We start from the raw sequence: 12,431 nt of genomic DNA on the forward strand, positions 1-12,431 counted from the left end.
TGGGATTGACATCTATAACCACACGAAAGCTGCCCGAGCATACCAACGTCGTTTCTGAGCTAATGCGTCCAGCGCCCGTGCCCAGAGTATTGCAATAGCTCGCGTCCAAGCTGGACTCGGTATTGGCGAACTCGACTTGCTAGTCGCGGCCCTCTCGGCAGAACAAGGCGTAGCCATCGCCACACGGAATGTTAGCGACTTCGAGCAAACTGGCATTCAAGTAATCAATCCGTGCGCTGAAGCCTAACAGCAGCACTTAGTGCACGCTGCGGATGGGATCATCCGCCCTCCCAAGGACGCATTTTCGACTGTGAATAGCTTCTGCTTGCATTGAAGATAAGGGGGCGCAATCTCCCCCTTCCCATGCCAGAGAAAGATACTGAATTCGTCCACCTTCACGTCCATACAGATCACAGTCTGCTGGATGGTTGTAGCCGGACGGATCGACTGTGCGCACGTGCCGCCGAACTGGGGATGAAGGCCCTCTCGATCACCGACCACGGTGTGCTCTATGGTCTGACCAGTTTTTTTAAACAAGCAGAAAAGCATGGGATCAAGCCGCTGCTAGGCTGCGAAGTCTACCTCGTCTACGAAGATCAACTGGCCACCGTCAACGAAGAGCGCGCCAAACAAAAGTCCCGCCACATGGGGCTACTCGCACGCAATTTCACGGGTTACCAGAATCTGTGCAAAATCGTATCCAAGGCGCATACGCAAGGCTTCTACCGCAACCCGCGCACCGACCTTAAAACTCTGGCCGAACACAGCGAAGGCCTGATCGGCTTTTCCGGCTGCTTGGCTGCCGTCATTCCGCAGTATCTGCTCAAGGGCGAGTTCGAAGAAGCCCGCGCGGCGGCCGCCAAGTTTATCGATATTTTCGGCAAGGACTACTTCATCATCGAGATCATGGATCACGGGATCGAAGAACAGCGTCGCATCATACCGGGCCTACTCAAAATTGCGGCTGAATTTGACCTCAAAGTCGTCGCCACCAATGATGTACACTACGTCAATAAAACCGATTGGGAGCCGCACGACTCACTGCTGTGTATCCAAACCGGAGCGAAGATACGCGACGAGAAACGTATGCGCTATGATGCGCAACAGTTCTACCTAAAGTCGCGTGAAGAGATGGACCTCGCCTTCAAAGAAGTGCCTGAGTCCATCACCAACACTTCCGCCATCGCAGAGATGTGCGAGGTCAAACTCCCCTTCGGCGAAGACCACTATCCTGTTTACGAACGCCCCGCCGAAATCGAAAGTGGTAACGACCATGTCAATTTTGAGCGCGTGCTGGACATCTACGTCGCCAAGAAAAACGAAATTTTGGTGCGCGACGGCAAAGAGCCGATCGAACTCTCGGAGGCCGAACGAATTAAGCACAAAAGCAACGGACTCTACCTGTTCGAGCTTTGTAAAATCGGCCTAAAGGAACGCTACGGCACCGACTACGATGCCTGCCGGGCGGACTGGGAAAATGCCTCCGCCCAAGACAAGCGCTATTGCGAACAACTCGAATACGAGCTCGCCATTATCACCGGCACGGGCTTCGTAGATTACTTCCTGATCGTTTGGGACTTCATTGCCTGGGCACGCAAACAAGGTATCCCCGTCGGCCCTGGCCGTGGTTCGGGTGCAGGTTGTATTGTCGCCTACGTGCTGAAGATTACAGACATCGATCCTCTCAGTTTCGGCCTGCTATTCGAGCGGATGCTTAACTTGGAACGTGTCTCGCCACCTGACTTCGACGTCGACTTCTGTATGCGGCGACGCGATGAAGTGGTCAATTATGTGCGCGATAAATACGGCAAAGACCGCGTGGCCAATATCATTACCTTCGGCACCTTTGGAGCCAAAATGATCATTCGCGACTTGGCACGCGTCAACGATCTGGAGTTTGCCGAGGCCAACAAACTGGCCAAGATGATCCCCGACGAGCTGAACATTACGCTCGACGACTCTGTCAAGAAATCGCCGGAACTCGCGGCCGAGGTCAACCGAAACCCCGTCGCCCGATCCATCCTCGACCAAGGCCGCGTGATCGAGGGGATGATTCGCAACACAGGTAAACATGCCTGTGGTGTGATCATCGCTGACCAAGACATTACCAATCTAATCCCCGTCACCCTGCAGGAAGGTGATTTGACCACGCAGTATCCCAAGGGCCCCTCGGAAGACCTGGGCCTGCTCAAGATGGACTTCTTGGGCCTCAAGACATTGACGGTGATCTCCGATGCAGAGAAGAATGTACGCATGACGCGTGACATGCCCGACTTCAACGTCGAGAAAGTCTCACTCAAAGACAAAGAAACCTTCGACCTGCTCAACTCCGGTCGCACCACCGCCGTCTTCCAATTGGAATCCGGTGGCATGCAGCAGCTCTGTCGTCAGATCGGCCTGAGCTCCTTCGAGGAGATTATCGCGTTGATCGCGCTCTATCGTCCTGGGCCGATGCAGTTCATACCGCAGTTCATCGAAGGTAAAAAAGATCCCTCTACGGTGCAGATTCCCCACCCTTTGCTAAAAGAGCTAGTGCAGGAAACTTACGGGGTATTGGTTTACCAAGAACAGGTGATGCAATCTGCACAGATCATCGCAGGCTATACACTAGGCGGTGCGGATATTTTGCGCCGCGCGATGGGTAAGAAGATTAAGTCGGTGATGGATGAGCAAAAGGGCGTCTTCATCAAAGGCGCCAAGGAAACCAACAACATCGACCGTAAAACCGCCGAATCGATCTTTGCCTTGCTGGAGAAATTTGCCCAATACGGTTTTAATAAGTCGCACTCCGCAGCTTATGCGATGCTCAGTTATCGCACTGCGTATTTAAAAGCCAACTACCCGGTGGAGTTCATGGCGGCCGTGCTCACCTCCGAGCAAGGCAATGCGGACAAGCTATCCAATTTCCTCGCAGAGTGTAACGCGATGAACGTGCCGGTGCTCAGCCCGGATGTAAATGAGTCCGGAGCGGACTTCACCCCAGTCATTGAAAAGGGCGAAGGTTGTATTCGTTTCGGTATGGCATCCATCAAAGGCGTCGGCGAAGGTGCCGCCAAAGTGATCATCGCCGAACGCGACGCCAATGGCACTTACAAAGATTTCACCGACTTCATCGTTCGCAACTCCGACAAAGCCGTCAATCGACGGGTGATGGAAGCGCTGATCAAAACCGGTGGCTTCGACTCGCTGGGCGAGGACCGTGCCAGCCTACTCGATGGGCTCGACTCCGAACTCGCCGAAGCAGAAAGCGCCCGCAAAGATCGCGAAGCGGGCCAAAGCAGCCTCTTCGACATGCTCGGCGATGATAGTGGCGTGGCCGACGAAGACAAACCTGGCAGCAATCGACGCACTGTCGAGGAGATGGGCATGACCGAAAAGCTCCGCTACGAAAAAGAACTGCTGGGCTTCTACATCTCCGGGCACCCCATGGATGCTTATGCCGCTCTCGACGATGCCATCGACAGCTTTCGCCACCCCGACGACCTGTTTAACTTTGACGACCGCAGCAGCTTCCGTCTGTGCGGAATCGTCAGCAATTTACAGATCAAATACACGCGCAAAGACAGCAAGCAAATGGCAGTCTTCAATCTGGCCACTCGCAACCATAGCTTCGAGATGATCATGTTTCCCGATCCATATGCCAAGGAGGGGCACCGCTTGGAGGATGGAAAACTCGCATTGATCCATGGCATTATCGGTCGCCGCAATGGAGAGATGAGCCTGGCCGCGCATAACATCTTCGATCTAGAGGTCTCGATTCCGAAACTCATTCAACGCATTAATTTCATCCTCTACCCGAATAGCAAAGCCGTCGAATTCATCAACCTACTACGCGACACCATCGACGAGCAATACGGAGAGACGCGTGTGAATATCAGCTTCCTGGTCGAAGACCAAATCCTGGAGGCCCAAACGGCGCAATCACTCACCTTCACAATCACCGGCACTAATTTCAAATCACTACGCCGCCACCCCGCCCTCGCCGGGGTGCGAATCGAAGCCATCGACTTGAAACCGATTGATGATCGCAAGCCGTGGGAAAAGCGAGGGAAGAAATTCTAGGACTGTGCCATACGAATCAATTTCGTCTCCGCATCATAGAAATAATCCGGGATCTCTTCAGACAAAGTCAGACGAATCGCCTCTTCAATCACTGCTAGCGGTGCCACGAACCACTCTCGCGGCGTATGTCGTTTGCCTACGTCATCAAAAACATCGATTTCTAGGCAAGCTTTTGCAAAAAACTTATGCAGCAACAGTTCCAGCTTCTGCGGATTGAGGTTATAGCACTCAAAGCTAGTAACAATTCTAACTGGTGCCATCAAATATGTAGGATCATCTGCAGCGTTTTTAATGCGTTCTTCCACCGAGCCACGGCTGTAGCCGATTTTGTATAAATCCTTATTTTGCGCAATCTTCGGATTCTGGCTTCGAGACCTTAACACATAGATAGTTCCAGTTTGCTGATCGGTATCCGTCAGGCCATCGAGTTCTTTGACCAAGCGATCTTCATGCTCAGTAATGCGACGCCCATCTTTATACAGTTCACGCGCCAGCGATCGTAGCAACATCGCAGACTCTGTCCCATTTTCAAAGATGCAGCGCATCCGCGCGTTGACCTTACCACCTTTAAGCTCTTTTTCACCGACTGCTGCGACGTAGGCCATGATGCCTTTGAGCACAAAAAACTGCCCAGTTTCGATCTGTTGCTCATTGGCAAAAGGTAACATCTGCCGCTTACCGCTTCTCAAGTCTTGATGACAATTTTTAAACAGTGGCTCAAAGCGATCAAAGTCTTCGCATGCTTCACGCTGCGCGATGTAGTCGGGCATCTCAATCTGACTTCGGACATGCTTCAGGTTGAAGATGTCTACCTCGGGCGCAGGATCATCTAAAAGCCCAAGGTCGTCATCGTTATAAATATCTTCCATCGATGCGGGTGGTTCCAGTGTCGCGAGCAGACCAAATTCATCGAAGTTCTGTAGCAGCTGCAACTTTGCTTCGTCTTTGCGCAGTGCACTGAGGCTCATCGCCAATTGCGCTTCTTGCATATTTGATGGATTCACTTCGGGCTCACGCGCATGTAAGCGATAAAACTCGGTGATCTGGTGAAATTTATCGATCAAGCGCTCTTCTGCACTTTGCGCGGTCGACTGCACTGGCTTCACATCCAGCAAGCCGAGATCATCATCCGCGATCAATTGTTTTAGTTGCTCGGCATCCATGCTTAAAGTCCCTGCTGCTTGCGTTGCTGCTTAATAAACACTAATGCCTCGGCCATCCGCTTTTCCTGTCCATCATAGGCAGTCAAGGAAGGTGGACGCCCATGCGTCTTCACAAAGGCTTTGATTTTAGGCCACAACAGTAGCGCTTCCGCTTCGGTCATTTGCAAACGAGTGGTCGCGATGCAGTCCATGATCGCCTTCAGCACGGGGGGCGTCACCTGCTTGGAAAGGATCTCAAAGGCTTTCTGGAAGGGGTTGATGGAATCGATCAAGTCGATGTTGAGCTCATCGATATTGATAAACTGGTTCGCCATGCGGATGATACGGCGATCGCCGCCATCTTCCATCACCGCGCCCACCATGACAGAGTCCACCACAACATGCTGACGCAATTCCTCACATTCACGCTCATCGAGGTCGGGGTATTTCTTTTGAATGATCTTTGGAATCAAGACCTTATTGATCACCTCGGGGTCGACATCGCCCGGCATGGCTTTTTGCATCGAACGATCTTGTAAAATCGTCGCCTTTAAATCGTTGAGGTCGGATTCGATGATGTCCTTCACGCGTTGTGAGCTGGGCTCCTTAAATCCTCGGATCTTCAGTTCCCCAGGCGCGTTGACCTCATCCTCTGAAACACGGGTTTTAAACTTAAAATGGGGCGCTAGCACTTGCTCCATCAACAAGGAACATGTGATCGCCTTGAGCATATTATTCACCGCAAAGCTGACCTCGTCGTCACCTGCATCGGGCTGTGCGATCAGATTAGTAAACTGCGCGTGCGTCTTGTTCGTGCTATCACGAGTGCAGCGCCCGATGATCTGCACCACTTCCGTCAAAGAGCCGCGATAGCCGACCGTCAGAGCATGCTCGCAAAAGGGCCAGTCAAAGCCTTCTTTCGCCATGCCCAGCGCGATAATTAAGTCCATCTCTTCAGGCTGACGGATCTTGCGCAGATAATTCACCACTCGGTCGCGTTGCTCTTTAACGTCCCAGACCAAGTCGGCTACCTTGAGCTGCTTTTGATCGCCATGCCGTTCGACCGTCATAATGCCCGTTTCTGGATCAGTATAAATGACACGCCCGATCATGCCGAGAATATGCCCGACCTCACCATGCTTGTCCTTGGTCGATTCGCCTGCGTTCGGACTTGGAATATGGAGAATCGTTTTCTTATCCGTATCCAGCACCTCCGCAATCGCCGAAGTATAACGGCCCTGATAAAAGTGATACCCGATCCCCAGCGATTTAAGGTGCTGGTAGCCGTTGAGCTGCTCATAATAATTATAGGTGACATGCCGGAACAGCGCTTCGTCCTCAGGTGCGAGCACGGGCACGCGATCTCCACGGAAGTAAGAGCCAGTCATCGCCACAATATGCGCACTGGACTTCGCCAGGACATCCCGCAGCACTTCTCCTAGCTGGTTGTCACTATCCGCAGAAACATGGTGAAACTCGTCAATCGCCAGTAGCACATTGTCAAAGGCGGACGTCTCGACTTCTTTAAATGCGTAGCGAAGGGTCGCGTGTGTGCACAGCAGCACAGAATCATAGCTAGTTAAAAACTCCCGAAACTGCCGCACTTTACCCGCATCCCCATCCGTCGCGCACAAGTCACAATGCGGCTCCAAGCTCCAATCATGCGGGAAGCCATAAGCCGACAAACGAGTCGACGCAAAGGACGCCGCGATCGATCGCTCTGGCACCGCCACGATGGTTTTACGCACGCCCTGATGCTGCATCTTATCCAAGGCCAAAAACATCAAGGCCCGCGATTTACCCGAAGCAGGCGGCGCTTTGACTAACAAGTATTGCGCATCACGCTGGGCATACACCCGCGCCTGCATTTCGCGCATGCCGAAGGCATCGGTATTGGTGCTCTGGCCTGTCTGGCCGTAAGTGACTTCTACGAGGTTAGGCATTATAAACTAAAAAAGTAATGTTTGAGCATCATAAGGTGTGGGAACGACACTGATGATCACATAAGGATTGGGTGCACGTTTGTTGTGGTGCTGCAAAGTTGTGCCTAGCACGAGGGTGAGATCGTATTTTCCGCTTTGAACGAAAGTGTCCCAATACTTTTCGCGCACCTTCTGAACAGCAACCGCTTCATCTCCATCCGCATTTTTTAGACAGTTCCAATAGAGTGCACCGATTTCCCAATCCTCAATCATCAGCTTCGGCGTTTTGCCACTGACATCTTTGAATTTATAGGAGAATTTATAAGGCAATTTTTTGACCACCTTGAACTCTTCTTCAATCGTCGCCTCGTCTTTAAACAGATCAAATTGCTGCTTCTGCGCTTCTAACAACTCAAGCTTCTTGGGATTCCACTCACGATCCGTTTTTTCGACGACAAAATCCGTCATCTCTTGGGGTTTATAATGTGCCAATGAGGCGAGATTCCCATGCGCTTGTTCGATTAATTCCGCGATGTTCGTCTCTAGTGCGACTTGATTGTGGAAGGCTTCTTTCCGAGCCAACCATTTATCCGCAGTCGGGATTGGTCCGCCGATTAACTTCAGACTATCCGGATTTTTGATCTTATAACTTTCTGGGCGACCATCAGTGGTCGATTTCTCGATATCCGCTTCGACCCACTGATACTTCTGATACTGACTGCCGTCCTGTAGCTGGCGAAAGCACACTGGATAAATACGTCGCCATTCCCCGCTTTCATTCACTCCCGCGGTACAGACTAATTCAGCATACTTGCTCGACAGCGTGGGGTAGGTTTTTACAGCTATCAGAATTCGCTCGATCATAGATGCGTTACTTTGTAACCAATATCGGCCTCAAGTAAATCGCTAATGCAATGACGGTGACAACAATGAGGCTCCGCTTCGAAACAAGTCAACGCGACACGTTTGTTTTGCTCAATCACCTCTTGTAAACGTTCCAAGCCTTCACGGCGGGTCGGAAGTTCTTCTCGATAGCCCGCAAAGAGACGCTCGTAATCGGCCATCGAGTTAAGCTCCTGCCGCTTATCAGACTCAATCCCTAACTCTGGAAAATGGACGTATTCGATCCCAAGCTTCGGTAAGACCTTGCTTAGCATTCTCGAAGAAAACCCAAATTTACGACTCAGTGGATTACGTCGCACATCACAAAGCACGGACACTCGATTGCGAATGAGTTTATTCAAATATTCCTCAAAATGAATACCTTCGTAACCAATGGTAAAAACGATCACTTCTTCTGGTTTCACTTCAGGTAATGAGGCCGCCACCGCATTTAACTCCTCCTGGCTGAGCAGACGTTCCTTCATTTCGCTGTGGATTGCATAGAAAGGGAAGCGACGATAGGTCGTGTGCACCAAGTCCTCTCCGCGTTCTGGATGACGATAAAGCCAGCGCTTAACTGCACGCCGTTCTTCGTTCTGACGCGCCCAACTCTCGCGGCTAATATCTTCAACTAATGAGAACTCCTTCTCACCTACTGAAATCCAGCCCCGTTTGTCCATCAGGTCAAGGTCATCGGCGGCCAGAAAAGAGTAGCAACCATAGCGAAAAGGCACGAAAGCATAATGCTCAGCCTCTTTCTCTGCATGATAAAGAAAGAGGAGTTTTTGCAGATCCATTTTAGACACCGCCCCATCCAACGCCTCCAAAAAGAATAGAAGAAGTCGTTGGCGCTTATAGGTCGGCGCCTTTGGTTTTACTGAACGAGTGATCATTATTTTAAGATTGAATCAATGTATGCTTTGAAGCAAAGCTGAAATTTCCTCATAAAGAGACTCGATCATTTCACGCTCAAATCCTTCGTTTTACGATCAATTTTAATATAACGGTCAAGGTATGGAATTATTTCAGGATGCTGGAACGCTGGTGCATAAGATGATCTATAATACCCTTCTTCTGATTGAACTCTTCTCCGACTTGAAGTTGAATAATATAAATTTTTATAAATCAGCGCAGGTCGAGACAAGTGCCCCTTCTTTTCTAGGATCGCTTCAAGCAGACCACCTACAATTTTATAAGCAAGTGGATTGCTTACCGCGTTTTTAATCGACTCAAGCTCTAGAGAGAGCGAATTAACAATTTTATTCTCTGTTTCTATTTCATAATCTAAAACTCGGCAATATCGCCTAATAAACCAAACAGTCTCATCAAGTTTCCACACTTCATACGGATCTGTATGGTGGGACCTTTCAAAATATCGAGATGGAGTGTTCTTCTGTAATCTCTTGATGAATTCGTAAACATTGTCGTTCAATTCCAACTCAAATTTCAGTTCCTTTGTTTTAAGAAGGCACTGATCAATACTATGCTGAACCTTCTTTGCCTCGACACGATTGAAGAGCAAAATTGCCTTTAAGTATTTTTCGATACATTGCTGCGCTAAGGCTAAATATTGAGGTATTAAGCCATTGTGATAGCAAACTCTCGCTGCAATATAATCTTGATCAGCGATTTCACGGAACACTCTAACCGCATAAGTATTAATGGCACATTTAATTGAGTGAGGTTCACTAGTTATGTCGTCACTCATTTCTTCCCCTCCTGTTCTTTTGCGATCATGGCTTCGTAGCGTTTGAAGAGATGTTCGAGGCGTTCTTCGTCGGAGGTGAAAGGTGCTTTTTGGTAGAGGCGGTCGACGGTGAGATCGAGTGCTTGGTGCGCGGCACGCAGGCCGGCGGGCATTTTGTCCGGATCATAGAGCTGAGCCATCGTCTTTTCCGGATGGTTCTCGCGCTCTTGCAAGACCTGCATCACCTGCGTCGTTAGTTCCTGCTTTTGCGTAGCGCTTAAGTTGGGGACGGGGAAGGTGTTATAGCAGAGCCCTGCCGAATAACGATAGTCGGTTTTTAAACGTCCCGCCACTGCGCGCACCCAAGTCATGTGCATGCGAGAGGTGAGTAGGCCGAAGATAGTGGGATCGGCGTCGTAGATTGCGTATGCGAGATTAGATATGACGGTATCTTTATCCAGAAAACCAGATGGCACATATTCGCGTCGTTCTGAACTCACTTCTGGAATGATGACCGATTCAGATTTCTGATACCGAATTTCGCTAAATGCATGTGCCCTCTCTGCATCCTCTCGGGTCGTGGCTTTCTGGCTAGCTAATCGCATTTCTCGAACTTGATTAATACGATTAAATACTGGCTTAGTCTCAAGTGCTTGTTGCAGGTCTTGATTTTCGATCCAAAGACAATAGCGAACACTGCCTCTAATAAATTCAACTGAGCCAATGTATTTCTTTAATAACGAAGCAGCCGATGGGTATTCTTCAATCAGGCTCCGGCGCTCTTCTACGGACAAGATCAAATTACCACCATCAACAGGTTTACTACCATAACTGATCGGGGGCAGGTTTGAGATGGACCGTGAACGCTTAAATACGATTACATCTGCCCCAGTTGATAGATAAGGATTGATCACTTTTACGTGACTAGCCAAGCCTCCACGATAGAGAATTGCGGCCTCATTTGATTTAACCCGGAGCCCAACAATCGCACAGGTGACGCCTGCATTCCCTTTCGCGTTATTTGTCCATTTGAATGACTGATGCGCAAATCCAATTTCTAAGCCACGCTTTAAAACATGAGGCCACAGCAATGCGACCTGTTCGCCCTGACAAATCGAATTAGTAGTCACAAATGCAGCTTTTATGTTGGAATTCGTGATAAACTTTCCCGCCTTAAAAAACCAACAAGCAATGAAGTCTAAATTCTTGTAGCCCTTTATTCCTGTAAAAACATACGCCATATCGGATTTGTGCAAAGCAGTCTGCATGCTGGCTCCCAGATACGGCGGATTGCCCAAGATATAAATCTCATCGCCGTCTTCCTTCGGGCAGACGCTTTCCCAATCGATGCGGCAGGCGTTGGCGCATTTAATATTGGCTCCATCGCGGAGCGGGAGGTTGTCGGGAGCTTGGCCGCAGACACGTTTAGACTCCAAGTTCATCTGATGCTCGGTCAACCAAAGCGCCAGCACGGCGGTCTCGGCGGCGAAGTCGGCAATTTCGATGCCGTAGAACTGGCTGACTTGTAGGCCTGAAAGTGGGAGTTCGCCGGTTGTCCGCTGCAACTCTTGAAAGATGTCCATCTCCAAGCGACGCAGCTCCTTGTAGGCGATGATCAGGAAATTACCCGAACCACAGGCAGGGTCGAAGATTTTCACCTTAGCGATGCGTTCCAGCAGACGATGGAGTGCTTGTGATTGGCCGCGCCGGAGGCTGCAGGCCTTTTCAAAGGCCTCACGAAAATCGTTTAAAAAGAGCGGCTCGATCACCTTCATGATGTTGGTCACCGAGGTGTAGTGCTGCCCTAGATTGTGCCTTTCTTCGGGATCGATCACCGCTTGGAACATCGAACCGAAAATGTCGGGGTTGATGTCGGCCCAGCTAAGCTCACCCGCTTCCAGCATCATGCGGCGCGCCTTCATCGAGAACTCAGGAATCGGAAAATGCTCACGAAAGAGTCCACCATTCACATAGGGCAGGCTCTGCAAGTGTTGCGGTAGGCCCGCGCGCGATTTACGGTCGAGAATATCGAACAGTCGCACAAAAAAGTCGTGCAAGTCGCTACCGTCGGCCGCGGTGTGTGAGGCAATGGCGTTACTGATCGCATTCTCTTCCGGAAAGATGCCGGTGTCCTCCGCATAAAAGCAGAACAGCAAGCGCGCCAGAAAGACATTCATGGCATGGCTATTGGCTTCCACGAACTCCGGATTGTGAGAGCGGATCGCATCAAATAGCTTGGCCATGCGCTCAGCAGCCTTGATGTCGGCTGGGTTCTCGTTGGAAAGTTTGGTCTTCTCCATCCCTGCTAGCGGCAGGAAGAAGTCGAAATGGCTCGGCAAGTCCGCCAATTTACAGTCCAGCGTGTCGTCCGTCTTACGATCCAGCGCCACCAGATGTTGAAAATCAGTGACCAACAAAAAGCGCGGATCATTGGACAGCATGGCTTTGTCCGACTTCAACGTATCCAGAGTCGCAAACAAATCGCCCTCGGTCGGCTTAAAGTAGAGCTTCTTCTTAAACAACAAGTCGCCCTCCAGCTTAGCCAAATTCATCGTGCCCGACTTCAGACGTGTGACATTCGCCTGCGGCGTGCCATAGGCTTCAAGAAATGCATAGATAAACTCGCTTTGCTCGGGGAGTTTCCGAACTAGTGATGTAATGTTGTCAGCGACCTCAAAGTAATGCATCCAGACAACAAAGTGACTATTCTTGACTGCGTCAATTAAGTTAAAAATC

At 50.2% G+C, this 12,431-nt stretch carries 7 protein-coding genes; 1 reads left to right on the forward strand and 6 read right to left on the reverse strand.

Annotated elements, in window-relative coordinates; all coding sequences use genetic code 11:
• Positions 1 to 363: 363 nt before the first annotated feature.
• Entirely contained in the window at positions 364 to 4,062 is a 3,699-nt protein-coding gene (gene dnaE / locus SH580_RS10490; protein ID WP_319834930.1) for a DNA polymerase III subunit alpha, read from the forward strand.
• Here dnaE and SH580_RS10495 read toward each other — a convergent pair.
• The 6 genes from SH580_RS10495 to SH580_RS10520 form a co-directional block, all read right to left on the reverse strand.
• Positions 4,059 to 5,225 (reverse strand): GIY-YIG nuclease family protein, encoded by a 1,167-nt coding sequence (locus SH580_RS10495; RefSeq protein WP_319834931.1) that lies wholly within the window; start codon positions 5,223 to 5,225, stop codon positions 4,059 to 4,061. The genes dnaE and SH580_RS10495 overlap by 4 nt on opposite strands.
• 2 nt (positions 5,226 to 5,227) lie before the next feature.
• Positions 5,228 to 7,147, reverse strand: coding sequence for a DEAD/DEAH box helicase (locus tag SH580_RS10500; RefSeq protein WP_319834932.1), 1,920 nt, complete (start codon positions 7,145 to 7,147; stop codon positions 5,228 to 5,230).
• Between the two features lie 6 nt (positions 7,148 to 7,153).
• Positions 7,154 to 7,990, reverse strand: coding sequence for a DUF8758 domain-containing protein (locus SH580_RS10505; RefSeq protein ID WP_319834933.1), 837 nt, complete (start codon positions 7,988 to 7,990; stop codon positions 7,154 to 7,156).
• On the reverse strand, positions 7,987 to 8,901 hold the full coding sequence (locus tag SH580_RS10510) for a DUF488 domain-containing protein (RefSeq protein WP_319834934.1): 915 nt from the start codon (positions 8,899 to 8,901) through the stop codon (positions 7,987 to 7,989). Before SH580_RS10510 ends, SH580_RS10505 begins: the two co-directional genes overlap by 4 nt.
• A 65-nt stretch (positions 8,902 to 8,966) precedes the next feature.
• The gene (locus SH580_RS10515) at positions 8,967 to 9,716 is read right to left on the reverse strand and encodes a HEPN domain-containing protein (RefSeq protein ID WP_319834935.1); all 750 of its coding nucleotides are present in this window, start codon (positions 9,714 to 9,716) and stop codon (positions 8,967 to 8,969) included.
• On the reverse strand, positions 9,713 to 12,382 hold the full coding sequence (locus SH580_RS10520) for a class I SAM-dependent DNA methyltransferase (protein ID WP_319834936.1): 2,670 nt from the start codon (positions 12,380 to 12,382) through the stop codon (positions 9,713 to 9,715). Before SH580_RS10520 ends, SH580_RS10515 begins: the two co-directional genes overlap by 4 nt.
• Positions 12,383 to 12,431: the final 49 nt, after the last annotated feature.

Origin of the sequence: Coraliomargarita algicola (assembly GCF_033878955.1) — a bacterium.
Classification (GTDB): domain Bacteria; phylum Verrucomicrobiota; class Verrucomicrobiia; order Opitutales; family Coraliomargaritaceae; genus Thalassobacterium; species Thalassobacterium algicola.